Source organism: Pseudomonas sp. ABa2 (assembly GCF_056676075.1).
The window spans coordinates 2170859-2193930 of the sequence record NZ_CM155239.1 but is presented as its reverse complement, the minus strand read 5'-3'; the positions used below and the strand labels follow the sequence as shown (position 1 = coordinate 2193930).

Genomic DNA, 23072 nt, shown 5'->3' with positions numbered 1-23072 from the left:
CGCGCGACGATCATCGTCCGGCATTCCGCCTAAAAAACGGGGTGGCCGCGCCACCCCTATTCTGCACCGGCTCAGCCGATCACTTCGATGCCGCCCATATAGGGCTTGAGCACCTCGGGCACGCGGATGCTGCCGTCGGCCTGCTGGTAGTTCTCCAGCACGGCCACCAGGGTACGCCCCACCGCCAGCCCGGAGCCGTTGAGGGTGTGTACCAGCTCCGGCTTGCCGGTTTCCGGGTTGCGGTAGCGCGCCTGCATGCGGCGGGCCTGGAAGTCGCCGCAGTTGGAGCAGGAGGAAATCTCGCGGTATTTGTCCTGGCTCGGCACCCAGACTTCCAGGTCGTAGGTCTTCACCGCGGAGAACCCCATGTCGCCGGTGCACAGGGCCAGCTTGCGGTATGGCAGCTCGAGCAGTTGCAGCACGCGTTCGGCGTTGGCGGTCATGCCTTCCAGCGCCTCGAAGGACTTGCTCGGCTCGACGATCTGCACCATCTCCACCTTGTCGAACTGGTGCTGGCGGATCATGCCGCGGGTATCGCGACCGGAGGCGCCCGCCTCGCTGCGGAAGCAGGGGGTGTGGGCGACGAACTTCAGCGGCAGCTGCTTGGCGTCGAGGATCTCGCCGGCGACGATATTGGTCAGCGACACCTCGGCGGTGGGGATCAGGTAGAAGTCCGCCTCGCCTTCGCGGGCGATCTTGAACAGGTCTTCCTCGAACTTCGGCAGCTGGCCGGTGCCCTGCAGGGCCGGGGCCTGCACCAGGTACGGGGTGTAGGCCTCCTCGTAGCCGTGCTCGTCGGTATGCAGGTTGATCATGAACTGCGCCAGGGCGCGGTGCAGACGGGCGATGGGGCCGCGCAGCAGGGCGAAACGGGCGCCGGAGAGCTTGGCGGCGGTCTCGAAATCCAGCCAGCCGTGCTGCTCGCCGAGGGCGACATGATCCTTGACTGCGAAATCGAAGCTGCGCGGGGTGCCCCAGCGCGATACTTCGACGTTGCCGTCCTCGTCTTCGCCGACCGGCACCGACTCGTGCGGCAGGTTGGGAATGTTCAGCAGCAGGTTGTCCAGCTCGTTCTGGATGGCATCGAGTTCACGCTTGCCCGCTTCCAGGTCACTGCCCAGCTGGTCTACTTCGGCAAGCAGCGGCGCGATGTCCTCGCCGCGCGCCTTGGCCTGGCCGATGGCCTTGGAACGGCTGTTACGCTCGGCCTGCAGTTGCTCGGTGCGCACCTGCACCGCCTTGCGCTGACTCTCCAGGGCCTCGAAGCGGGCGACGTCGAGGACGAAGCCTCGCGTGGCGAGGCGCTCGGCGATTTCGGTGAGTTGCGTGCGGACAAGTTTGGAATCGAGCATGTTCGGGTCTCAAGACAACGGCGAAATGGTGGTGGCCAGCAGTGTGGCGCGGGTTGTGGAGTGTAAAGCCTTAGCGGGTCAGGATGCCAATCGGGCCAGGCTCAACCCGGCCCAGGCCGCCAGCAGACCGCCGATGATGCTGAACGCCAGGTAGCCGAAGGCTTCGACGGCGCGACCGCCCTCCATCAGCTTCAACATCTCCAGACTGAAGGAGGAAAAGGTGGTGAAGCCGCCCAGCACTCCGGTAATCAGCCCGGTGCGCAGCTCCAGCGGCAGATCGCTGCGGGTGAGAAACAGGCCGGACAACAGGCCGATCAGCAGACAACCGAGGAGGTTCACCGCGAAGGTAGCCAGGTAGAAATGCCGCGGCCAGTGACCGGCGACCCAGCTCGCGACCAGAAAGCGCATAACCGAACCGGCCGCGCCACCCAGGGCCACGGCAAGCGCCACGCGAACCATCATTTTCGCCGCCGCCTCGGACTGCTGGCGTCCAGATTGCGCAGGTGCTTGAGCTTGTCGCGAATCTTCAGCTCCAGGCCACGCGGTACCGGGTCGTAGTACTGGCGCGGTTGCAGCGCCTCGGGGAAATAATCCTCGCCGGCGGCATAGGCATCCGGCTCGTCATGGGCATAGCGATACTCGTCGCCGTAGCCGAGCTGTTTCATCAGCTTGGTCGGCGCATTGCGCAGGTGCAGCGGCACTTCCTGCGAGCCCTGTTCGGCGGCGTCGCGCATGGCCGCCTTGAATGCCGTGTACACCGCGTTGCTCTTCGGCGCGCAGGCCAGATAGACGATGGCCTGGGCCACCGCCAACTCGCCCTCGGGACTGCCCAGACGCTCCTGCACGTCCCAGGCGTTGAGGCACAGGGTCAGGGCCCGCGGGTCGGCATTGCCGATGTCCTCGCTGGCCATGCGCACCACCCGCCGGGCGATATACAGCGGGTCGCAGCCGCCATCGAGCATGCGCGCGTACCAGTACAGCGCGCCGTCGGGACTGGAGCCGCGCACCGACTTGTGCAGGGCGGAAATCTGGTCGTAGAAGGCCTCGCCGCCCTTGTCGAAGCGCCTGCGGCTGTCGCCCAGCAGGTTCTGCAGCAGCTCCACGCCGATCTCGCCGCCATCCTCGGCCAGGTCGGCGGCGTTCTCGAGGAAGTTGAGCAGGCGCCGGCCGTCGCCGTCGGCGGCGGCCAGGAGAATCTGGAAGCTCTCCTCCGGCAGGCTCAGGTTACGCCCGGCCAGGCCCTTCGGCTCGCTCAGCGCACGACCCACCAGCTTGCGCATCGCCGCCTCATCGAGGCTCTTGAGCACGTAGACGCGGGCGCGCGACAGCAGCGCGTTGTTCAGCTCGAAGGAGGGGTTTTCCGTGGTGGCGCCGATAAAGATCAGCGTGCCGTCTTCCACATAGGGCAGGAAGGCGTCCTGCTGGCTCTTGTTGAAGCGGTGCACTTCGTCGACGAAGAGGATGGTGCGCCGGCCGTACTGGGCGGCGTGCTGCTGGGCCACCTCCACCGCCTGGCGGATCTCCTTGACCCCGGAGAGCACCGCAGAAATGGTCTCGAAGTGCGCATCGGTGACCTTGGCCAGCAACCGTGCCAGGGTGGTCTTGCCCACTCCCGGCGGGCCCCAGAAGATCATCGAGTGCAGGGCGCCCTGCTCCAGCGCCTCGCGCAGCGGCTTGCCCGGGCCGAGCACGTGTTCCTGGCCGACGTACTCGTCCAGACTGGTCGCGCGCAGGCGCGCGGCCAGGGGTTGTGCGACGGGTTGCCGACCGAACAGGTCCACGCCTTACTCCTGAATGACGTCCGCCCCTTGCGGAATGTCGAAGCTGAACAGGTGATCTTCGACCGGCTCGTTCATCTTCACGTTGAGGAACAGGATATTGGTGCGCTGGCCGATGCTGTCGATCAGCTGCATGTCGTTGAGCACGCGGTTGCGGAACGACAGGCGCAGGCTGTCGAACAGGCTGTCCTTGGCCTTGGGCTTGAGGATGAAGTCGACCACACTGCCGCCTTCCTTATAGCTGATCTCGAAGTTCTCGCGGATCTGCGACACGTCGCCGGACAGCAGCAGCGCCGGGGTATGGGTCAGGCGCTGGTCGAGAGTCTGGATGGTCACCTGCTCCAGGTCCGGGTCGTACAGCCAGACCTTCTGGCCGTTGGACACCAGCAACTGCTCCATCGGCTCGTCGGTGTGCCAGCGGAACAGCCCTGGACGCTTGAGCACCAGCTGCCCGGCGGTTTCCTGCAGCTGGGTGCCGCTGGCGTCGAGGGTGAGCTGGGAGAAACGGGCACTGATGGTCTGCGCCTGGTTGAGCAGTTCGGTCAGGCGCTGGGTGGCCGCCTCTTCGTCGGCCTGGGCGGTCAGCAGGGTGAAACTCAGAGCGGCCAGCATCAGCAGGCGGATAACACGCATATAAACCCCTTGAAGGATGGCGGGACGTCCACGCCCCGCATTGCTCGGCCGCCGCTGGGGCCGCCGTGGAATCTTGTAGACCGCGAATCCGCCGATTTGTCCGCGGTCGCCGCGCTCAGCGGTTGTGAAGAAATCGTAGCGAGCGAAGGCAGGTCGCGTTTCGCCGGAGCGCAGTAGATTTATTCACAACCTCTCAGTCGCGCGACGGCCCGGGTGCGATCACCTCGCGCGAGCCGTTGGTGTTCATCGAGCTGACCACGCCGGCCATCTCCATCGCCTCGATCATCCGCGCGGCGCGGTTGTAGCCGATCTTCAGCTTGCGCTGCACCGCGGAAATGGAGGCGCGGCGGCTTTCCAGGACGAAGTTGACCGCTTCGTCGTACAGCGGATCTTCCTCGCTGCCCTCGCCGCCTTCGCCACCACCGCTGCCGCCCTCGAAGCCGCTGCCGGCCTCTTCGACGCCGGCGAGAATGTCTTCGATATAGTCCGGCGCGCCGCGCTGCTTCCAGGCCTCGACGACGCGGTGCACCTCGTCGTCGGAGACGAAGGCGCCGTGCACGCGGATCGGCAGGCCGGTGCCGGGCGGCAGATAGAGCATGTCGCCATGGCCGAGCAATTGTTCGGCGCCGCCCTGGTCGAGGATGGTGCGCGAGTCGATCTTGCTCGACACCTGGAAGGCCATGCGGGTGGGGATGTTGGCTTTGATCAGGCCGGTGATCACGTCCACCGAGGGGCGCTGGGTGGCGAGGATCAGGTGGATGCCGGCGGCGCGCGCCTTCTGCGCGATACGGGCGATCAGTTCTTCGACCTTCTTGCCGACGATCATCATCATGTCGGCGAATTCGTCGACCACCACGACTATGGTCGGCAGCGGCTTGAGCTGTGGCGCCTCGTCCTCCATGCTCTCGCGGCGGTACAGCGGGTCGGTCAGCGGCGTGCCGGCCTCGATGGCGTCCTTGATCTTGCGGTTGAAGCCAGCCAGGTTGCGCACACCCATGGCCGCCATCAGCTTGTAGCGGCGTTCCATTTCGGCCACCGACCAGCGCAGGGCGTTGGCCGCCTCCTTCATGTCGGTGACCACCGGGCAGAGCAGGTGCGGAATGCCCTCGTAGATCGACAACTCCAGCATCTTCGGGTCGATCATGATCATCCGCGCCTCTTCCGGCGTGGACTTGAACAGGATCGACAGGATCATCGCGTTGACCCCCACCGATTTACCCGAGCCGGTGGTACCGGCCACCAGCAGGTGCGGCATCTTGGCCAGGTCGGTGATCACCGGGCGACCGCCGATGTCGTGGCCCAGGGCCAGGGTCACCGGCGACTTGGCATCGTCGTACTCGGGCGACGACAGCACCTCGGAGAAGCGCACGATCTGCCGGTCTTCGTTGGGAATCTCGATGCCCACGGTGGTCTTGCCGGGGATCACCTCGACCACACGCACGCTGACCATGGCCATCGAACGCGCCAGGTCCTTGGCCAGGTTGGAGATGCGGCTGACCTTCACCCCCGCCGCCGGCTGGATCTCGAAACGGGTGATCACCGGACCGGGATGCACGGATTCGACCACCACCTCGACGCCGAACTCCTTGAGCTTGATCTCCAGCAGGCGCGACATGGCCTCCAGCGACTCAGGCGAGAACTGCTTCTGCTTCTTCTCGGCGACGTCGAGAATGGAAATCGGCGGCAGGCTGCCTTCGATGGCCGTGTCGACGAACAGCGGCGCCTGTTTTTCCTTGAGCACGCGCTTGCTCGGCTCGGCCGCCTTGGGCGGCGCGGGCGGGGTGATCACCGGCGCCGGGCGTTTCTCGCGCTCGCTCATGTGCTTGCTCAGGGATTCTTCGCGCTCGAGCAGGCGCTCCTTGACCTTGGCCTGCTCGCGGCGATCGCTGACCACCGGCGCGGCCACCTCGCTGACCCGCTCGTCCAGCTCGCGCAGCTGCACTTTCATCTGCTTGCGTTCGTTGCGCGCGTTCCACCAGCCGGTGATGGCGCCGTTGATCAACTCGATCAGGTCCAGGGTGATCTTGCCGGTCAGGTCCATCACGCGGAACCAGGACAGGTCGGTGAACACGGTCAGGCCGAACAGGAACAGCGCCAGGAACAGCAAGGTGCTGCCCTGCACGTTCAGCGCGTGCACGGCCAGGTCGCCGAGGCTGGCGCCGAGCATGCCGCCGCCGGAGCCCTGCATGCCGGCCGCGGCCGTGAAATGAATGTCGCCGAGCGCCGCGCCGGACAGAATCAGGAATACCAGGCCGATGCTGTGCCAGGAGAACAGCCAGCCGTTCCAGTGCCAGGGCTGGTTGCGCGTGCGAAACACCTGCCAGGTCTTGATGCCCAGCAGCAGCGGGAAGATGTAGGCGAAATAGCCCAGGGCGCCGAACAGCGCGCTGGACAGCCAGGCGCCGATGCTACCGCCGGCGTTAAGAATGCGCTCGACCTGCACGCTGTTGTCCCAGGCCGGATCGGCGACGTTATAGGTCAGCAGCGTCATCAGCAGGTACAGGCACAGCGCCGCCAGGGCAATCAATGCGCCCTCCTTCAGTCGATACTGAAGTTTCTGCCGCCAGTCCGGAATCTGCGTGGTGGAATTCTTCAAAACAGCCATTTCCTGCGCCCCTGGCGCGTCCATCTGATGGTTAACCGCAGAACGCGGACATTGTACGGATTTACCCCAGGCCCGTCGCCCACCGGCCAATCGCCAAGCTCCCGCACCCGCCCCGCTTCGGTGTAGCATAGCCGGCAGCAGCTTCCATGCGGCTCAATTGGAGCACGCATTCTCTTTTGTGACAAAGGCTTATGGGGTTTTTTTATGAGCGAAGTCAAGCATTCACGCCTGATTATCCTGGGCTCCGGCCCTGCCGGTTATAGCGCAGCCGTCTACGCCGCTCGCGCCAATCTCAAGCCCGTGGTCATCACCGGCATCCAACCCGGCGGCCAACTCACCACCACCACCGAGGTGGACAACTGGCCGGGCGACGTCGAAGGCCTGACCGGCCCGGCGCTGATGGAGCGCATGCAGAAGCATGCCGAACGCTTCGACACCGAGATCATCTACGACCACATCCATACCGCCGAGTTGCAGAGCCGTCCCTTCGTACTCAAGGGCGACAGCGGCACCTACAGCTGCGACGCACTGATCATCGCCACCGGCGCCAGCGCCCAGTACCTCGGCCTGCCCTCGGAAGAAGCCTTCTCCGGCAAGGGCGTATCGGCCTGCGCCACCTGCGACGGCTTCTTCTACCGCAACCAGGTGGTGGCGGTGATCGGCGGCGGCAACACCGCCGTGGAAGAGGCGCTGTACCTGTCCAACATCGCCAAGGAAGTGCACCTGGTTCATCGCCGCGACAAGCTGCGCTCGGAGAAGATCCTGCAGGACAAACTGTTCGACAAGGCCGCCAACGGCAATATCAAGCTGCACTGGAACCACACCCTCGACGAGGTGCTGGGCGACCAGACCGGCGTCACCGGCGTGCGCCTGAAGAGCACCGAGAACGGCGCCACCAAGGAACTGCCGCTGGCCGGCGTGTTCATCGCCATCGGCCACAAGCCCAACACCGAGCTGTTCACCGGCCAGCTGGAGATGCGCGACGGCTACCTGCTGATCAAGGGCGGCAGCGAAGGCAACGCCACCACCACCAGTATCGACGGCGTATTCGCCGCCGGCGACGTGGCCGACCACGTCTACCGTCAGGCCATCACCTCCGCCGGTGCCGGCTGCATGGCTGCACTGGACGTCGAGAAGTTCCTCGACAGCCATTAATCCACCCGGGCGAGCCGCGTCGCTCGCTCTCTCCCCTGCCCTGCTCCGCCGGACACCCCGCATGCTGACCTGGCTGCAACGCGACTCCCTGGTATTCCCGCCACTGGCCAAGGCCATGCGCGAGCCCAACGGTTTGCTCGCAGCTGGCGGCGACCTCAGCGCCGATCGTCTGATCGGCGCCTACCGCCACGGCTGCTTCCCCTGGTTCCAGGACGGCCAGCCGATTCTCTGGTGGTCGCCCGATCCACGCACCGTGCTGTTTCCCGACGAACTGCATCTCTCCCGCAGCCTGGCCAAGCTGCTGCGCCAGCAGCGTTATCGGGTCAGCTTCGACCGGGATTTCGCCGCGGTGATCCGCGCCTGCGCCGCACCGCGCGATTATGCCGACGGCACCTGGATCACCCCGAGCATGCAGGACGCCTACCTGGAGCTGCACCGCCGCGGCATCGCCCACTCGGTGGAGGTCTGGCAGGGCGAGGAACTGGTCGGCGGCCTCTATGGCCTGGCCATCGGCCAGCTGTTCTTCGGCGAATCCATGTTCAGCCGCGCCGACAACGCCTCCAAGGTGGGGTTCGCCACCCTGGTCGACAAGCTGCGCCAGTGGGGCTTCGTCCTGATCGACTGCCAGATGCCCACCCAGCACCTGCACAGCTTCGGCGCCCGCGCCATCCCCCGCGCGGCTTTCGCCGACTACCTGCAGCGCCATCTGGACCTGCCCAACACGGCAAACTGGCTCGCCTAGGGCGTCGCGGGCACCGATCCGTGCGCGAAGCTGCAACGCCGTATGGCCCGACGGACTGTCCGCCGGCGCTGCAAGCGCTCGGCGCTCCGATCCGCCCTACACCCCCGAATCCACTCGCACCACTGGCAGCCTGAGGGCCTGTAGCTTGCAGCCGAACTTGGCTTACACTCTTAGGCAAGGCTTTACCGAGACACCGCCATGACCGAGCTGGCCCGCCTGAAGTTCTACGCCACCCAGCCTCATCCGTGCAGCTATCTGCCCGAAGAACAGGCCACCACCCTGTTTCTCGACCCCAGTCAGCCCATGGACGTGCTGGTCTACGCCGAACTCTCGGAAATGGGCTTTCGCCGCAGTGGCGACCACCTCTATCGCCCGCATTGCCAGCAGTGCACCGCCTGCGTTCCGGCGCGCATCCCGGCCTCGGTGTTCACCCCTAATCGCCAGCAGCGGCGTATCCTCAAGCGCAACCAAGACATCAGCGTGCGTCCCGTGCGCCCGGCCTTCACCGAGGAGTACTACGCGCTCTACGTGCGCTACATCGAGCAGCGCCACGCCGATGGCGACATGTATCCGCCGAGTCGCGACCAGTTCTCCACCTTCCTGGTACGCGACCTGCCGTTTTCGCGTTTCTACGAATTCCGTCTGCGCGGTCGCCTGGTAGCCATAGCCGTGACCGACCTGCTGCCCAACGGGCTGTCAGCGGTCTACACCTTCTACGACCCCAGCGAAGAGCGCCGCAGCCTCGGCCGCTTCGCCATCCTCTGGCAGATCGGCGAAACCGCGCGCCTGGGACTGCAGGCCGTCTATCTCGGCTACTGGATCAAGAACTGCCGCAAGATGAACTACAAGACCCAGTACCGCCCCATCGAGCTGTTCGTCAATCAGCGCTGGACCCTCCTGACCTAGAGCCTCGCGCGCACCACCGAGCAAGCTCTCCCCGCCAAGCCCCTTGGCGCAGCCTCCTGTTTTCGGGCACAATGCACGCCGCTTTTGCCTGGCGCCAGTTGCACCGGGCCATTTCCTGGATACCGAGGGCTTTACTGCATGTCGAAAGAAGACAGCTTCGAAATGGAAGGCACTGTCGTCGACACCCTGCCCAACACCATGTTCCGCGTGGAGTTGGAAAACGGGCACGTCGTTACCGCGCACATCTCCGGCAAGATGCGCAAGAATTACATCCGCATTCTCACTGGTGACAAGGTGCGCGTCGAGCTGACACCTTATGACTTGAGCAAGGGCCGCATCACCTACCGCGCCCGTTAAGCCAAGCACCAAACGAAAACGCCCGGCATATGCCGGGCGTTTTCGTTCGTCTTTCCAGCCGATCAGGCGACTTCTGCCGCCGTCTCGTACTCGAAGCTCGGCTCGCCATCCTTGATGTCGATGTGCACCACACCGCCATGCTCGGCCAGCTCGCCGAAGAGGATTTCCTCCGCCAACGGACGCTTGATCTTGTCCTGGATCAGGCGCGCCATCGGCCTGGCGCCCATCATGACGTCGTAACCGCGCTCGGCCAGCCAGCCGCGCGCCGCATCGCTGACCTCCAGGGTGACGCGCTTGTCCTCCAGCTGCGCCTGCAGTTCGGTGAGGAACTTGTCGACGATGCTCTTGATCGTCTCGTGGCTCAGGCGGCCGAACTGGATGATGGTGTCCAGGCGGTTGCGGAACTCCGGAGTGAAGCTCTTCTTGATCACTTCCATGGCATCGGTGGAGTGATCCTGCTGGGTGAAGCCGATCGACGCCCGCGCCGCAGTTTCCGCCCCGGCGTTGGTGGTCATGATCAGGATCACATTGCGGAAATCCGCCTTGCGCCCGTTGTTGTCGGTCAGGGTGCCGTGATCCATCACCTGCAGCAGCAGGTTGAAGACTTCCGGATGGGCCTTCTCGATCTCGTCGAGCAGCAGCACGCAATGCGGCTGCTTGGTGATCGCCTCGGTCAACAGACCGCCCTGGTCGAAACCGACGTAGCCGGGCGGCGCGCCGATCAGCCGCGACACGGTATGCCGCTCCATGTACTCGGACATGTCGAAGCGCACCAGCTCGATGCCCATGGCCTTGGCCAACTGCCGGGCGGCCTCGGTCTTGCCCACGCCGGTGGGGCCGGCGAAGAGGAAGGAGCCGACCGGCTTGTCCGGCGCCTTGAGCCCGGCGCGCGATAGCTTGATCGCCGTGGCCAGCGAGTCGATGGCGGCATCCTGGCCGAATACGGTGAGTTTGAGGTCGCGCTCCAGGTTGCGCAGTAGCTCCTTGTCCGAGCTGGATACGTGCTTGGGCGGAATCCGCGCGATCTTGGCGACTATGTCCTCGACCTGCGCCACCTCGATGCGCGGCACGCGCTTGTCTTCCGGCTGCAGGCGCTGATAGGCGCCCGCCTCGTCGATCACGTCGATGGCCTTGTCCGGCATATGGCGGTCGTTGATGTAGCGCGCGGCCAGCTCGGCCGCCGCACGCAGGGCCTCGTCGCTGTACTCGATATGGTGATGCTGCTCGAAACGTGCCTTGAGCCCCTTGAGGATGCCGTAGGTGTCGTCGACCGACGGCTCGACCACGTCGACCTTCTGGAAGCGCCGAGCCAGGGCGCGATCCTTCTCGAAGATGCCGCGAAATTCCTGAAAGGTGGTGGAGCCGATGCAGCGAATCTCACCTGAGGACAGCATTGGCTTGAGCAGGTTGGAAGCATCCATCACCCCGCCGGACGCCGCACCGGCGCCGATGATGGTGTGGATCTCGTCGATGAACAGGATGGCGTGCGGGCGCTTGCGCAGCTCGTTGAGCAGCGCCTTGAAGCGCTTCTCGAAATCGCCGCGGTACTTGGTACCGGCCAGCAGCGCGCCGAGGTCCAGGGAATAGACCACACTGTCGGCCAGCAGATCGGGCACCTGCTCGTCGACGATGCGCTTGGCCAGGCCCTCGGCGATGGCGGTTTTGCCGACGCCGGCCTCGCCGACCAGCAGCGGGTTGTTCTTGCGCCGCCGGGCGAGGATCTGCGCCACGCGCTCGACCTCGTGCTCGCGACCGACCAACGGGTCGATGCGCCCCTGACGCGCCAGTTCGTTGAGGTTACTGGCGTAGGCGTCCAGCGGATTGCCGGAGGCCGAGGCCTCGCCACCCTCTTCGTCCTGCATCTCCTGGTCGTTCTCGTGATGATCGCCGTGCCCCGGCACCTTGGAGATGCCGTGGGCGATGTAGTTGACCACGTCGATACGCGCCACGCTCTGCTGCTTGAGCAGGAACACGGCCTGGCTTTCCTGTTCGCTGAAGATCGCCACCAGCACGTTGGCGCCGGTGACTTCGCGCTTGCCCGAACTCTGCACATGGAACACCGCGCGCTGCAGCACGCGCTGGAAGCCCAAAGTTGGCTGGGTTTCGCGCTCTTCGTCGTGCTGGGGAATCAACGGCGTGGTGGAGTCGATGAACTCCTGCAAATCATGGCGCAGCTTGTCGAGATTGGCTCCACAGGCGCGCAACACGCTGGCCGCCGCCTCGTTATCCAGCAAGGCCAGCAGCAGGTGCTCGACCGTCATGAACTCATGACGCTTGGCGCGCGCCTCCTTGAAAGCCAGATTGAGGGTGACTTCGAGCTCTCGATTCAACATAGCTTCACCTCATACCCAAGTGGCCGGCATTAACCGTCCTTCTCGATCTCACAGAGTAGCGGATGCTGGCTTTCCCTAGCGTACTGATTGACCTGCATGGCCTTGGTCTCCGCGATATCACGGGTGAACACGCCGCATACCGCCCGCCCCTCTGTATGGACGGTCAGCATGATCTTGGTCGCCAGCTCCCGGTTCATGCCGAAAAACACTTCGAGCACTTCGACGACAAAATCCATCGGGGTGTAGTCGTCATTGAATAAGACCACCTTGTACATCGGTGGTGCCTGTAATGCTGGCTTGGATTCCTGAACAGCAACGCCGGAGGAATCGTCCTCATGCTCTGCCGGGTGATCCTGATTGAATGTTAGTCGAATCTGGCTACTTGCATGCATGCTGAAATCAGAGGTTCAGGGCCGGACGAACAGGGATGCTAGAGGGAGTTTGACTGACTTCTCAGCCGTCCGCCGCATAGCCTTGACTATCGGCAAAAGGGTGTTACAAACAATAAATACCCATTAGTGGGTATCAGGGGTTCCGCGCCCTCGCCCAGCCTGGTTGGTTTTCGCGCGGAATCGAAGTGGATGATACTCCAGAGATGGAGTCCTTTGCAGAGGGATATCAGCATGCTCAGCGGTAAGGTCAAGTGGTTCAACAACGCCAAAGGCTATGGATTCATCCTGGCCGACGGCCGAGATGAGGACCTGTTCGCCCACTACTCGGCCATCCAGATGGAAGGTTATAAAACACTCAAGGCCGGCCAGCCGGTCCGCTTCGAGATCGTGCAGGGCCCGAAAGGACTACACGCCGTCAATATCAGTGCCGCCGCCCAGGACGCCCCTGCGGCAGTACCCCAGGCGCAGAGTACCGCTAGCACTGTCGAAGTCTGAGTATCCTGGCAAATCGCCGCGAAAAAGGCCGGTCAATTGACCGGCCCTTCTTTAGACAACCCGCCGTTACATGTGCGCGATCATCGCGTCACCGAACTCCGAACAGGACAGCAGGGTCGCCCCTTCCATCAGGCGCTCGAAATCGTAGGTCACGGTCTTGGCGGCGATGGCGCCGTTGGTACCCTTGATTATCAGGTCCGCCGCCTCGATCCAGCCCATATGCCGCAGCATCATCTCGGCGGAGAGGATCACCGAGCCCGGATTGACCTTGTCCTGGCCAGCGTACTTCGGCGCGGTGCCGTGAGTCGCCTCGAACATGGCCACCGTGTCGGACAGGTTGGCGCCCGGCGCGATACCAATGCCGCCGACCTCCGCTGCCAGGGCGTCGGACAGGTAGTCGCCATTGAGGTTGAGCGTGGCGATCACGTCGTACTCGGCCGGACGCAGCAGGATCTGCTGCAGCATGGCGTCGGCGATCACGTCCTTGACCACTATGTTCTTGCCGGTGCGCGGGTTCTTGAACTGCATCCACGGGCCGCCATCGAGCAGCTCGGCGCCGAATTCGTCGCGGGCGATCTCATAGCCCCACTCCTTGAACGCACCCTCGGTGAATTTCATGATATTGCCCTTGTGCACCAGGGTTACCGAGCTGCGGTCGTTGTCGACGGCGTACTGCAGCGCCTTGCGCACCAGACGCTTGGTGCCCGCCTCGGAAACCGGCTTGATGCCGATGCCACACATGTCGGTGAAGCGGATCTTCTTGACGCCCATTTCCTCGGTGAGGAACTTGATGACCTTCTCGGCCTCGGGGCTGCCGGCCTTCCATTCGACGCCGGCATAGATGTCCTCGGAGTTCTCGCGGAAGATCACCATGTCCACGTCACCGGGCTTCTTCACCGGGCTGGGCACGCCTTCGAACCAGCGCACTGGACGCTGGCAGACGTACAGATCGAGTTCCTGACGCAGAGCCACGTTGAGCGAGCGGATGCCGCCACCCACCGGCGTGGTCAGCGGGCCCTTGATCGACACCACGTAGTCGCGCACCGCTTCGAGGGTTTCCTTGGGCAGCCAGGTGTCCTGATCGTAGACCTGGGTAGCTTTCTCGCCGGCGTAGACCTCCATCCAGGAGATCTTGCGCGCACCGCCATAGGCTTTCGCGACGGCGGCGTCGACCACCTTGATCATCACCGGGGAAATATCCACGCCGATACCATCACCCTCGATGAAGGGGATGATCGGGTTGTTCGGCACATTGAGCGACATGTCGGCATTGACGGTGATTTTGTCACCGCTGGCTGGCACCTGGATCTTTTGGTATCCCATGCTGGACTCCATCTTGTGGTTAGAACTGTGCGCAATCCCCCGAGAGTAGCGCAGTTGAATCGGGTGGAACCACATGTTCGTTGGTCTTATACAACTGGGCATTCTGCGACGCGGCGTCGCAGTGATATACTGCTTAGGTGACTAACGAGTCATAAGGGGCGCCCGTCCCGAACCGGACGGCAACCTCTTGAAACCGGCCAGTGGCTATCACCGCTGGCTGGCTCGAAATGCTCGACACTCTACTGGTGCATCCAACATCACCGCGGCGAGTCCTCGACTCCAGCCCGATCAATGACCGGGTTCAGGCGCCTACCCGCGCACGTCGAGTTTCTGTGCACGCTCAGCAAAGAAGAGAGTTAACTCTAAATGTCCACCCCTTCGAAGATCATCTACACCTTCACCGACGAAGCTCCAGCCCTCGCCACCTATTCGCTTCTGCCCATTGTAGAAGCTTTCGCCGCATCGGCTGACATCTCCGTCGAAACTCGCGACATCTCTCTTGCTGGACGGATCCTGGCAAGCTTTGCCGACCAACTGGGCGCCGACAAGCGCATCGAGGACGACCTCGCCAAGCTGGCCGAACTGGCCACCCAGCCCGAAGCCAATATCATCAAGCTGCCCAACATCAGCGCTTCGGTGCCGCAACTCAAGGGCGCCATCGCCGAGCTGCAGGCCCAGGGCTACGCCCTGCCCGACTACCCGGAAGACCCGCAGAGCGACGCCGAGAAGGAAGTCCGTGCCCGTTATGCCAAGGTACTCGGCAGTGCGGTGAACCCGGTGCTGCGCGAAGGCAACTCCGACCGCCGCGCCCCGGCCGCGGTCAAGGCCTATGCGCGCAAGCACCCGCACAGCATGGGCAAGTGGAGCATGGCCTCGCAGTCCCACGCCGACTACATGCGCGGCGGCGACTTCTTCTCCAGCGAGCAGTCGATCACCATGGCCAAGGCCGGTGACGTGCGCATCGAGTTCGTCGGCAAGGACGGCAAGGTCGAGGTCAAGAAGCAGCTCGCCCTGCAGGAAGGCGAAGTGTTCGACAGCATGTTCATGAGCTGCCGCAAGCTGCGCGACTTCTTCGAGAAGACCCTGCAGGACTGCAAGGAAACCGGCGTGATGTGGTCCCTGCACGTCAAGGCGACCATGATGAAGGTCTCCCACCCGATCGTCTTCGGCCACGCCGTCAGCGTTTACTACAAGGACGTGTTCGACAAGTACGGCGAGCTGTTCAAGGAGCTGGGCGTCAACCCGAACAACGGCATCAGCAGCGTCTACGACAAGATCAAGGCCCTGCCCGCCTCGCAGCAGGAAGAGATCCTGCACGACATCCACGAGGTCTACGCCCATCGCCCGGAAATGGCCATGGTCGACTCGGTCAAGGGCATCACCAACCTGCACATCCCGAGCGACGTGATCGTCGACGCCTCGATGCCGGCGATGATCCGCAACTCCGGCCAGATGTGGGGCAAGGACGGCAAGCAGAAAGACACCAAGGCCGTCATGCCTGAGAGCACCTACGCGCGCATCTATCAGGAAATGATCAACTTCTGCAAAACCAACGGTGCGTTCGACCCGACCACCATGGGCAGCGTGCCGAACGTCGGCCTGATGGCGCAGAAGGCCGAGGAATACGGCTCCCACGACAAGACCTTCGAAATGACCGCCGACGGCACCATGCGCGTCGTCGCTGCCGACGGCACCGTGCTGATGCAGCACCAGGTCGAGGCCGGCGACATCTGGCGCGCCTGCCAGACCAAGGACGCGCCGATTCGCGACTGGGTCAAGCTGGCCGTCACCCGCGCCCGTCAATCCAACACCCCGGCGATCTTCTGGCTGGACCCGGAGCGCGCCCACGACCGCGAGCTGCAGAAGAAGGTCGAGCTGTACCTGAAGGACCACGACCTGAGCGGCCTGGACATCCGCATGATGGGCTACAACGAAGCCATCCGCGTGTCCATGGAGCGGATGATCCGCGGCCTGGACACCATCTCGGTGACCGGCAACGTGCTGCGCGACTACCTAACCGACCTGTTCCCGATCATGGAGCTGGGCACCTCGGCCAAGATGCTGTCCATCGTGCCGCTGATGGCCGGCGGCGGCATGTACGAAACCGGCGCCGGCGGTTCGGCGCCCAAGCACGTGCAGCAGCTGGTCGAAGAGAACTACCTGCGCTGGGATTCGCTGGGCGAGTTCCTGGCCCTGGCCGTCTCCCTGGAAGAAACCGGGATCAAGACCGACAACCTCAAGGCCAAGATCCTCGGCAAGACCCTGGACGAAGCCACCGGCAAACTGCTGGACAATAACAAGTCCCCGGCGCGCAAGGTCGGCGAGCTGGACAACCGTGGCAGCCACTTCTACCTGGCGCTGTACTGGGCCCAGGCCCTGGCCGCGCAGAACGAAGACGCCGAGCTGAAGGCACGCTTCGCCCCGCTGGCCAAGACCCTGACCGAGCAGGAAGCGACCATCGTCGCCGAACTGGCCGCTGTGCAGGGCAAACCTGTGGACATCGGTGGCTACTACCGCTCCAACCCCGAGCTGACCAGCCAGGTGATGCGCCCCAGCGCCACCTTCAACGCCGCTCTGGCCGCGCTGAACGCCTGATAAGGGCTCGGCAACACGGAGAACCCCGGCCATAGTGCCGGGGTTCTTTTTTTGCATAGAGATCACTGGAGAAGCAGAAATGGAGTGGCAGCCCCATATCACCGTGGCCACGATCATCGAGGACCAGGGCCGCTTCCTGTTCGTCGAGGAGTTCAAGGCTGGCCGCCTGGTGCTCAACCAGCCCGCCGGGCACCTGGAGGCCAACGAATCGCTGCGCCAGGCCGCGCTGCGCGAAACCCTCGAAGAAACCGGCTGGGAGGTGGCGCTGAGCGGCCTGCTCGGCATTTATCTCTATACCGCGCCGAGCAATGGCGTGACCTACCAACGGGTGTGCTTTATCGCCCACCCGCTGCGCCATGATCCGGCCCGCGCACTGGACAGCGACATCCACGGCATCGCCTGGTTGAGCCGCGACGAACTGGCCGCGCAACCCGAGCGCTGGCGCAGCGAACTGGTGCTGCGCTGCGTGGACGATTACCTGGCCGGCATCCGCGGGCCGCTGGAGCTGGTGCGCGATTGAAACAATAGCCCGCGTTCGGCGTACTGCTTCGCGAGTACGCCCTACACGTCGGGTGCAGGCTTTCTGGTAGACTCGCCAGTTTTTCAGGCTTCACTCGCAGACTCCCATGCAAGCACCTAGCACCCAACGCGTGATCGTCGGCATGTCCGGCGGCGTCGACTCGTCCGTTTCCGCCCTGCTGCTGCTGGAACAGGGTTATCAGGTCGAAGGCCTGTTCATGAAGAACTGGGACGAAGACGACGGCACCGAATACTGCACCGCCATGGACGACCTGGCCGACGCCCAGGCCGTGTGCGAGCGCATCGGCATCAAGCTGCACACCGCCAACTTCGCCGCGGAATACTGGGACAACGTGTTCGAGCACTTCCTGGCCGAATACCAGGCTGGGCGCACGCCGAACCCGGACATCCTGTGCAACCGCGAGATCAAGTTCAAAGCCTTCCTCGACTACGCCCTGTCGCTCGGCGCCGACCTGATCGCCACCGGCCACTACGTGCGCCGCCGCGACGTCGACGGCCGCACCGAGCTGCTCAAGGGCCTGGATCCGAACAAGGACCAGAGCTACTTCCTGCATGCCGTCGGCGGCGAGCAGATCGCCAAGACCCTGTTCCCGGTCGGCGAGCTGGAAAAGCCGCAGGTGCGCGCCATCGCCGAGAAATACGAGTTGGCCACGGCGAAGAAGAAGGATTCTACCGGCATCTGCTTTATCGGCGAGCGCCGCTTCAGCGATTTCCTCAAGCAGTACCTGCCGGCGCAGCCAGGTGATATCGAGACCACCGAGGGCCAGGTCATCGGCCGCCATCACGGCCTGATGTACCACACCATCGGTCAGCGCCAGGGCCTCGGTATCGGCGGGCTCAAGGACGCCGGCGACGATCCCTGGTACGTGCTGCGCAAGGACCTGACGCGCAACGTGCTGGTCGTCGGCCAGGGCAACGAACACCCCTGGCTGTTCTCCCGCGCCCTGCTCGCCTCGGATATCTACTGGGTCAACCCGGTGGACCTGAGCAGCCCGCGCCGCCTGAGCGCCAAGGTGCGCTACCGCCAGGGCGACCAGGCCTGCACCCTGGAGCAGACCGCAAGCGGCTACCGCGCGATCTTCGACGAGCCGCAGCGCGCCGTGACGCCCGGCCAGTCCGTGGTGTTCTACGACGGCGAGGTGTGCCTCGGCGGCGGCGTGATCGAGACCGCCGAGCCCTGGTACGAGGACGCCCGATGAACCCGACGCAGGAACAACTGGTCGCCCTCGGCGCCGTGTTCGAGGCCGCGGTGCTGGCCGACAAGATCGCCCGCACCGGCCAGGTCAGCGAGGCGTCGATGAGCTGCATGCTCGGCAGCCTGCTGGTGCGCGATCCGAAGAGTACGCTCGACGTCTACGGCGGCGACGACCTCAACCTGCGCGACGGTTATCGCGCGCTGGTCAGCTCGCTGGAGCGCAACCCCGCGGCGCTGCAGCGCGAGCCGCTGCGCTACGCCCTGGCCCTGCTCGGCCTGGAGCGCCAGCTGGACAAGCGCGGCGACATGCTGCAGGTGATGGGCAGCCGCCTGGATCAGATCCAGCAGCAGGTCGAGCACTTCGGCCTGGTCCACGACAACGTCATCGCCGCCTGCGGCGGGCTGTACCAGGACACCATCAGCACCTTCCGCCAGCGCATCCAGGTGCACGGCGACATGCGTTTTCTGCAGCAGCCGAGCAACGCGGCGAAGATCCGCGCCCTGCTGCTCGCCGGCATCCGCTCGGCGCGGCTGTGGCGCCAGCTCGGCGGTCACCGCTGGCAGCTGGTGTTCAGCCGCGGCAAGCTGCTCAAGGAACTCTACCAACTGATGCGCAGCTGACCGCCATGGGCGCCCCGAGCCGCAGCGTCAAGCCGCTGCAGGGCGCCCTGCTGCTGGCCCTGTCCGCTCTGCTGTTCGCCCTTACCGGCGTCGGCATCCGGGAAATCTCGGCCAGCGTAAACAACGAGTCGGTGGTGTTCTTCCGCAACCTGGTCGGCGTGCTGTTCTTCCTGCCGCTGCTGCTGGTGCGCGGGGTACGCCCGCTGCGCACGACACGGCTGAAATCGCACCTGTGGCGCACCACCTACGGCCTGGCGGCGATGTACTGCTTCTTCTACGCCATCGCCCACCTGCCGCTGGCCGACGCCATGCTGTTCACCTACTCGGCGCCGGTGTTCACCCCGCTGATCGCCCACTTCTGGCTCAAGGAGCCGCTGACCCGGCGCATGCTGCTCACCAGCCTGATTGGCCTGTTCGGCGTGCTGCTGGTGGCCAAGCCCAGCGCCGCGCTGTTCGAGGGCCCGGCGCTGATCGGCCTGGCCGCCAGCCTGCTGGCCGCCTTCGCCTTCGTCTCCATCCGCGAGATGAGCGACAGCGAGCCGGCGACGCGCATCGTCTTCTACTTCTCGCTGTTCAGTGCCCTGTTCTCCGCCATTCCGCTGAGTTGGAGCTGGCAGCCGCTCGCAGCCAACCAGCTCGGCTGGCTGCTGGGCATCGGCCTGCTGGCCACCGCCAGCCAGATCATCATGTCGCGCGCCTACGGCCTGGCGCCGCCGGGGCTGATCGGCCCGATCGCCTACCTGGCCATAGTCTTCGCCGGGCTGATCGCCTGGCTGCTGTGGGGCGAGATGCCCGATCGCCTGTCGCTGCTCGGCGCCGCACTGATCTTCGCCGCCAGCCTACTGTCGGTCGCCCGGCGCAACGCATAGGCGGTCAGCCGGACGTTTTCATGTATGATATGCGCCCTTTTCGTCAGAGGCCGTCCAGGCGCCTGAGCTAGAGCCCGCTTCATCGGAGCAGGCACGATGCGCAGCAAGCCGGATGGCTTTTCAGCCCGACAGCTCGAGAACGCCCATATGCAGCTTTCCTCGCTCACCGCGGTTTCCCCCGTCGACGGCCGCTACGCCGGCAAAACCAGCGCCCTGCGCCCCATCTTCAGCGAATACGGCCTGATCCGTAGCCGTGTGCTGGTCGAAGTGCGCTGGCTGCAGCGCCTGGCCGCCCACGAGGGCATCGCCGAAGTCGCGCCCTTCTCCGCCGAAGCCAACGCCCTGCTCAACCAGCTGGCGGAGAACTTCGCCGTCGAGCACGCCGAGCGCGTCAAGGAAATCGAGCGCACTACCAACCACGACGTCAAGGCGGTGGAATACCTGCTCAAGGAGCAGGCCGCCAAGCTGCCGGAACTGGACAAGGTCAGCGAGTTCATTCACTTCGCCTGCACCAGCGAGGACATCAACAACCTGTCCCACGCCCTGATGCTGCGCGAAGGCCGCGACACCGTGCTGCTGCCGCTGATGCAGCAGCTGGCCGACGCCATCCGTGAACTGGCGGTGAAGTTCGCCGAGGTGCCGATGCTGTCGCGCACCCACGGCCAGCCGGCCTCGCCGACCACCCTGGGCAAGGAACTGGCCAACGTGGTCTACCGCCTGGAGCGGCAGATCGCCCAGGTCGCTGCGGTGCCGCTGCTGGGCAAGATCAACGGCGCCGTGGGCAACTACAACGCCCACCTGTCCGCTTACCCGGCCATCGACTGGGAAGCCAACGCCCGCCAGTTCATCGAAGGCGACCTGGGCCTGACCTTCAACCCCTACACCACCCAGATCGAGCCGCACGACTACATCGCCGAGCTGTTCGACGCCATCGCCCGTTTCAACACCATCCTCATCGACTTCGACCGCGACGTCTGGGGCTACATCTCCCTCGGTTACTTCAAGCAGAAGACCGTGGCCGGCGAGATCGGCTCCTCGACCATGCCGCACAAGGTCAACCCGATCGACTTCGAAAATTCCGAAGGCAACCTCGGCATCGCCAACGCGATCTTCCAGCACCTGGCCAGCAAGCTGCCGATCTCCCGCTGGCAGCGCGACCTGACCGACTCCACCGTGCTGCGCAACCTCGGTGTCGGCTTCGCCCACAGCGTGATCGCCTACGAAGCCAGCCTCAAGGGAATCAGCAAGTTGGAGCTCAATGCTCAGCGTATTGCTGAAGATCTGGACGCCTGCTGGGAAGTGCTCGCCGAGCCGATCCAGACCGTCATGCGCCGCTACGCCATCGAGAACCCCTACGAGAAGCTCAAGGAGCTGACCCGCGGCAAGGGCATCAGCCCCGAGGCGCTGCTGGCCTTTATCGACGGCCTGGACATGCCGGCCGAGGCCAAGGCCGAGCTCAAGCAACTCACCCCGGCCCGCTACATCGGCAACGCGGTGGCCCAGGCCCAGCGCATCTGATCCGTACCAGCCTCGAGGACGCCCGGCTGAGCCGGGCGTTTTTGTTTTAAGGTTTTTTTCTATTTCAAGGGCTTACTGATGAATCCTGATACTCCGCTGCAACTGCTGGGTGGCCTCACAGCCCGTGAATTCCTGCGCGACTACTGGCAGAAGAAACCGCTGCTGGTGCGCCAGGCCGTGCCCGGCTTCGAAAGCCCGATCAGCCCGGACGAGCTGGCCGGCCTGGCCCTGGAGGAAGAAGTCGAGTCGCGCCTGGTCATCGAGCACGGCGAACGCCCCTGGGAACTGCAACGCGGCCCCTTCGCCGAGGACAGCTTCCAGAACCTGCCCGAGCGCGATTGGACCCTACTGGTGCAGGCGGTCGACCAGTTCGTCCCGGAAGTGGCCGAACTGCTGGAGGACTTCAAGTTCCTGCCCAAGTGGCGCATCGACGACCTGATGATCAGCTTCGCCGCGCCCGGCGGCGGCGTCGGCCCGCATTTCGACAACTACGACGTTTTCCTGCTGCAGGGTTACGGTCATCGCCGCTGGCAGATCGGCCAGATGTGCGACTCCGAAAGCCCGCTGCTGCCCCACGCCGATCTGAAGATCCTGGCCGAATTCGAACCAACCGATGAATGGGTGCTGGCACCCGGCGACATGCTCTACCTGCCGCCGCGCCTCGCCCACTGTGGCACCGCTGAGGATGATTGCATGACTTATTCCGTGGGTTTCCGCGCGCCGAGCGCCGCCGAAGTCCTGACCCATTTCACCGATTTTCTCGGCCAGTTCCTCCCCGAGGAGGAGCGTTACAGCGACGCCGATATCCAGCCGAGCGAGGATCCCAACCAGATCCAGCGCGACGCCCTGGAGCGCCTGAAGGCCCTGCTCAACGAGCACATGAGCGACGAACGCCTGCTGATGACCTGGTTCGGCCAGTTCATGACCGAGCCCAAGTATCCGGAGCTGGTCGCCGGCATCGAGATCGACGAAGAAGAATTTCTCGGCAGCCTGGAAGACGGCGCCGTGATCATCCGCAACCCCAGCGCGCGCATGGCCTGGTCGGAAGTCGGCGAGGATCTGGTGCTGTTCGCCAGCGGCCAGAGCCGCCTGGTGTCGGCGCGCCTGCGCGAGTTGCTCAAGCTGATCTGCAGCGCCGATGCGTTACATATCGATAACCTTGGCGCCTGGCTGGCCGATGACGAGGGGCGTACCCTGCTCTGGGAACTGGTCAAGCAAGGTAGTCTGGGGTTCGCCGATGAGTGAGATCCGAGTTCGCGTCGCGGACTGGCACAAGGACAACGCCGAGCTGCGGCGTATCCGCGAAAGCGTGTTCGTCGCCGAACAGGCGGTGCCGCCGGAGCTGGAATGGGACGCCGAAGACGCCGAAGCGGTGCATTTTCTCGCCGAGGAAGGCGACTACGCCGTGGGCACCGCGCGCCTGCTGCCGGACGGCCATATCGGCCGCGTCTCGGTACTCAAGGACTGGCGCGGCCTCAAGGTCGGCGAAGCGCTGATGCAGGCGGTGATCGCGGAAGCGGAAAAACGCGGCCTGGATCGGCAAATGCTCAGCGCCCAGGTGCACGCCACGCCGTTCTATGAAAGGCTAGGCTTCGAGATAGTCAGCGGCGAGTACCTCGACGCCGGCATCCCGCACGTGGACATGGTGCGCACCCGCCAGTAG

Annotated in this window: 21 protein-coding genes; 13 read left to right on the top strand and 8 right to left on the bottom strand. The window is 64.4% G+C overall.

The window, feature by feature from the left end; genetic code table 11:
- Positions 1 to 71: 71 nt before the first annotated feature.
- From serS to ftsK, 5 genes are all read right to left on the bottom strand, one after another.
- Positions 72 to 1352, bottom strand: coding sequence for a serine--tRNA ligase (gene serS, locus AC1G9C_RS10735; protein ID WP_480410149.1), 1281 nt, complete (start codon positions 1350 to 1352; stop codon positions 72 to 74).
- Positions 1353 to 1430: 78 nt separating this feature from the next.
- The gene (crcB, locus tag AC1G9C_RS10730) at positions 1431 to 1811 is read right to left on the bottom strand and encodes a fluoride efflux transporter CrcB (RefSeq protein ID WP_031302765.1); all 381 of its coding nucleotides are present in this window, start codon (positions 1809 to 1811) and stop codon (positions 1431 to 1433) included.
- On the bottom strand, positions 1811 to 3133 hold the full coding sequence (locus tag AC1G9C_RS10725) for a replication-associated recombination protein A (RefSeq protein ID WP_021442561.1): 1323 nt from the start codon (positions 3131 to 3133) through the stop codon (positions 1811 to 1813). Before AC1G9C_RS10725 ends, crcB begins: the two co-directional genes overlap by 1 nt.
- A 3-nt stretch (positions 3134 to 3136) precedes the next feature.
- Positions 3137 to 3763 carry an outer membrane lipoprotein periplasmic chaperone LolA gene (lolA, locus tag AC1G9C_RS10720; RefSeq protein ID WP_021442562.1) on the bottom strand — a complete coding sequence of 209 codons (627 nt, stop codon included), beginning with the start codon at positions 3761 to 3763 and terminating at the stop codon, positions 3137 to 3139.
- 193 nt (positions 3764 to 3956) lie between these two features.
- Positions 3957 to 6368 carry a DNA translocase FtsK gene (gene ftsK / locus AC1G9C_RS10715; protein ID WP_457790655.1) on the bottom strand — a complete coding sequence of 804 codons (2412 nt, stop codon included), beginning with the start codon at positions 6366 to 6368 and terminating at the stop codon, positions 3957 to 3959.
- Positions 6369 to 6572: 204 nt separating this feature from the next.
- Between ftsK and trxB the strand changes: the two genes are divergently transcribed.
- The 4 genes from trxB (at position 6573) to infA (ending at position 9528) form a co-directional block, all read left to right on the top strand.
- Positions 6573 to 7523, top strand: coding sequence for a thioredoxin-disulfide reductase (trxB, locus tag AC1G9C_RS10710; protein ID WP_480410148.1), 951 nt, complete (start codon positions 6573 to 6575; stop codon positions 7521 to 7523).
- A gap of 61 nt (positions 7524 to 7584) precedes the next feature.
- Positions 7585 to 8265 carry a leucyl/phenylalanyl-tRNA--protein transferase gene (gene aat / locus AC1G9C_RS10705; RefSeq protein ID WP_397497123.1) on the top strand — a complete coding sequence of 227 codons (681 nt, stop codon included), beginning with the start codon at positions 7585 to 7587 and terminating at the stop codon, positions 8263 to 8265.
- Between the two features lie 198 nt (positions 8266 to 8463).
- Positions 8464 to 9171 carry an arginyltransferase gene (locus tag AC1G9C_RS10700; RefSeq protein WP_122107817.1) on the top strand — a complete coding sequence of 236 codons (708 nt, stop codon included), beginning with the start codon at positions 8464 to 8466 and terminating at the stop codon, positions 9169 to 9171.
- Between the two features lie 138 nt (positions 9172 to 9309).
- The gene (infA, locus tag AC1G9C_RS10695) at positions 9310 to 9528 is read left to right on the top strand and encodes a translation initiation factor IF-1 (RefSeq protein ID WP_002553999.1); all 219 of its coding nucleotides are present in this window, start codon (positions 9310 to 9312) and stop codon (positions 9526 to 9528) included.
- Between the two features lie 62 nt (positions 9529 to 9590).
- Here the strand turns inward: infA and clpA are convergent, their stop codons facing one another.
- Positions 9591 to 11861 carry an ATP-dependent Clp protease ATP-binding subunit ClpA gene (clpA, locus tag AC1G9C_RS10690; RefSeq protein WP_397484792.1) on the bottom strand — a complete coding sequence of 757 codons (2271 nt, stop codon included), beginning with the start codon at positions 11859 to 11861 and terminating at the stop codon, positions 9591 to 9593.
- Positions 11862 to 11890: 29 nt separating this feature from the next.
- Entirely contained in the window at positions 11891 to 12253 is a 363-nt protein-coding gene (clpS, locus tag AC1G9C_RS10685; protein ID WP_031303861.1) for an ATP-dependent Clp protease adapter ClpS, read from the bottom strand.
- A gap of 231 nt (positions 12254 to 12484) precedes the next feature.
- Between clpS and cspD the strand changes: the two genes are divergently transcribed.
- Positions 12485 to 12748 (top strand): cold shock domain-containing protein CspD, encoded by a 264-nt coding sequence (gene cspD, locus AC1G9C_RS10680; RefSeq protein ID WP_031303859.1) that lies wholly within the window; start codon positions 12485 to 12487, stop codon positions 12746 to 12748.
- 66 nt (positions 12749 to 12814) lie between these two features.
- Here the strand turns inward: cspD and icd are convergent, their stop codons facing one another.
- A complete protein-coding gene (icd, locus tag AC1G9C_RS10675) occupies positions 12815 to 14071 on the bottom strand; it encodes an NADP-dependent isocitrate dehydrogenase (protein WP_480410147.1) in 1257 nt (418 codons plus the stop codon).
- 366 nt (positions 14072 to 14437) lie between these two features.
- Here icd and AC1G9C_RS10670 point away from each other — a divergent pair, with 366 nt between their 5' ends.
- The 8 genes from AC1G9C_RS10670 (at position 14438) to AC1G9C_RS10635 (ending at position 23072) form a co-directional block, all read left to right on the top strand.
- On the top strand, positions 14438 to 16666 hold the full coding sequence (locus AC1G9C_RS10670; RefSeq protein ID WP_480410146.1) for an NADP-dependent isocitrate dehydrogenase: 2229 nt from the start codon (positions 14438 to 14440) through the stop codon (positions 16664 to 16666).
- A 79-nt stretch (positions 16667 to 16745) separates the two neighbouring features.
- On the top strand, positions 16746 to 17186 hold the full coding sequence (locus AC1G9C_RS10665) for an NUDIX hydrolase (RefSeq protein ID WP_480410145.1): 441 nt from the start codon (positions 16746 to 16748) through the stop codon (positions 17184 to 17186).
- Positions 17187 to 17292: 106 nt separating this feature from the next.
- The gene (gene mnmA / locus AC1G9C_RS10660) at positions 17293 to 18405 is read left to right on the top strand and encodes a tRNA 2-thiouridine(34) synthase MnmA (RefSeq protein ID WP_480410144.1); all 1113 of its coding nucleotides are present in this window, start codon (positions 17293 to 17295) and stop codon (positions 18403 to 18405) included.
- On the top strand, positions 18402 to 19022 hold the full coding sequence (gene hflD, locus AC1G9C_RS10655) for a high frequency lysogenization protein HflD (RefSeq protein WP_021445852.1): 621 nt from the start codon (positions 18402 to 18404) through the stop codon (positions 19020 to 19022). The genes mnmA and hflD overlap by 4 nt, the downstream gene beginning before the upstream one ends.
- 5 nt (positions 19023 to 19027) lie before the next feature.
- Positions 19028 to 19891, top strand: a complete 864-nt coding sequence (locus AC1G9C_RS10650; protein WP_021445851.1) for a DMT family transporter — start codon at positions 19028 to 19030, stop codon at positions 19889 to 19891.
- 147 nt (positions 19892 to 20038) lie between these two features.
- Entirely contained in the window at positions 20039 to 21409 is a 1371-nt protein-coding gene (gene purB, locus AC1G9C_RS10645) for an adenylosuccinate lyase (RefSeq protein WP_457790592.1), read from the top strand.
- Between the two features lie 78 nt (positions 21410 to 21487).
- Positions 21488 to 22654 carry a ribosomal protein uL16 3-hydroxylase gene (locus AC1G9C_RS10640; RefSeq protein ID WP_021445849.1) on the top strand — a complete coding sequence of 389 codons (1167 nt, stop codon included), beginning with the start codon at positions 21488 to 21490 and terminating at the stop codon, positions 22652 to 22654.
- Positions 22647 to 23072 (top strand): GNAT family N-acetyltransferase, encoded by a 426-nt coding sequence (locus AC1G9C_RS10635; RefSeq protein WP_021445848.1) that lies wholly within the window; start codon positions 22647 to 22649, stop codon positions 23070 to 23072. The genes AC1G9C_RS10640 and AC1G9C_RS10635 overlap by 8 nt, the downstream gene beginning before the upstream one ends.

Coding starts and splice junctions, on each gene's coding strand:
- serS (WP_480410149.1), bottom strand. CDS start 1,352: ATGCTCGATTCCAAACTTGTCCGCACGCAACTCACCGAAATCGCCGAG.
- crcB (WP_031302765.1), bottom strand. CDS start 1,811: ATGGTTCGCGTGGCGCTTGCCGTGGCCCTGGGTGGCGCGGCCGGTTCG.
- lolA (WP_021442562.1), bottom strand. CDS start 3,763: ATGCGTGTTATCCGCCTGCTGATGCTGGCCGCTCTGAGTTTCACCCTG.
- ftsK (WP_457790655.1), bottom strand. CDS start 6,368: ATGGCTGTTTTGAAGAATTCCACCACGCAGATTCCGGACTGGCGGCAG.
- trxB (WP_480410148.1), top strand. CDS start 6,573: ATGAGCGAAGTCAAGCATTCACGCCTGATTATCCTGGGCTCCGGCCCT.
- aat (WP_397497123.1), top strand. CDS start 7,585: ATGCTGACCTGGCTGCAACGCGACTCCCTGGTATTCCCGCCACTGGCC.
- AC1G9C_RS10700 (WP_122107817.1), top strand. CDS start 8,464: ATGACCGAGCTGGCCCGCCTGAAGTTCTACGCCACCCAGCCTCATCCG.
- infA (WP_002553999.1), top strand. CDS start 9,310: ATGTCGAAAGAAGACAGCTTCGAAATGGAAGGCACTGTCGTCGACACC.
- clpA (WP_397484792.1), bottom strand. CDS start 11,861: ATGTTGAATCGAGAGCTCGAAGTCACCCTCAATCTGGCTTTCAAGGAG.
- clpS (WP_031303861.1), bottom strand. CDS start 12,253: ATGCATGCAAGTAGCCAGATTCGACTAACATTCAATCAGGATCACCCG.
- cspD (WP_031303859.1), top strand. CDS start 12,485: ATGCTCAGCGGTAAGGTCAAGTGGTTCAACAACGCCAAAGGCTATGGA.
- icd (WP_480410147.1), bottom strand. CDS start 14,071: ATGGGATACCAAAAGATCCAGGTGCCAGCCAGCGGTGACAAAATCACC.
- AC1G9C_RS10670 (WP_480410146.1), top strand. CDS start 14,438: ATGTCCACCCCTTCGAAGATCATCTACACCTTCACCGACGAAGCTCCA.
- AC1G9C_RS10665 (WP_480410145.1), top strand. CDS start 16,746: ATGGAGTGGCAGCCCCATATCACCGTGGCCACGATCATCGAGGACCAG.
- mnmA (WP_480410144.1), top strand. CDS start 17,293: ATGCAAGCACCTAGCACCCAACGCGTGATCGTCGGCATGTCCGGCGGC.
- hflD (WP_021445852.1), top strand. CDS start 18,402: ATGAACCCGACGCAGGAACAACTGGTCGCCCTCGGCGCCGTGTTCGAG.
- AC1G9C_RS10650 (WP_021445851.1), top strand. CDS start 19,028: ATGGGCGCCCCGAGCCGCAGCGTCAAGCCGCTGCAGGGCGCCCTGCTG.
- purB (WP_457790592.1), top strand. CDS start 20,039: ATGCAGCTTTCCTCGCTCACCGCGGTTTCCCCCGTCGACGGCCGCTAC.
- AC1G9C_RS10640 (WP_021445849.1), top strand. CDS start 21,488: ATGAATCCTGATACTCCGCTGCAACTGCTGGGTGGCCTCACAGCCCGT.
- AC1G9C_RS10635 (WP_021445848.1), top strand. CDS start 22,647: ATGAGTGAGATCCGAGTTCGCGTCGCGGACTGGCACAAGGACAACGCC.